The sequence below is a fragment of the Vibrio sp. 1401 genome, from assembly GCF_033340295.1.
On the sequence record NZ_JAWOWF010000453.1, the window covers coordinates 1 to 649 of the forward strand.

General features: G+C 45.1%; 1 protein-coding gene. It reads left to right on the plus strand.

What is annotated here, in order from left to right:
• Positions 1–649: MFS transporter (locus R7Z77_RS26190; RefSeq protein WP_318137156.1), on the plus strand; the 649-nt coding region annotated here is incomplete at both ends.

Genomic DNA, 649 nt, shown 5'->3' on the forward strand with positions numbered 1-649 from the left:
TATGACGGATGAACCACAAGAGCGAGCAAAAGCGGCAACTTGTGCCATGTTAGGGGTGAATGCGGGTATTGGTGCGACTTTGGTTGTGTTCCCGAAACTGAGCGCTTACTTCGCTGATGGCCGCGCAGATCAGGGTTACTTACCAGCTGTGATTGTGTTGATGATTGCGGGTTTGTTCTTCATGCTGAACGGTTTTTACAACACCAAAGAACGCATCTCGACGAAGAGCTGCGAAAAAGTCACGCTAAAACAAACCTTTCAAGCCGTTCGTAAAAATAAGCCGTTGTTTTTTATTCTGGCAGCGTTTTTCATGAATGTGTTTTTCAATCTAGTGAATGGCCTGTACATTTTCTTCTTCACATACAACATGGGAGATGCAGGGTTAGTCTCTCTGATTGGTACCATCACTTTGGTAAGTGCGATCGCATGTTTGGCTACGCCTGTGCTGACAAAGCGTTTCAAAAAACGTGACATCTTTATTGCGCTGTGTGTTTTAGAGATCATCGCTCGCATTGGGTTCTATTTTACTGGCTATGATAATCCAACGGTCGTGATGGCGTGGTTAGCGGTGATTACTGGCATCTTTATGATGACCAACCCTCTTATCTCGGCCATGATTGCAGACACAGTAGAGTATTCGTACTACCAC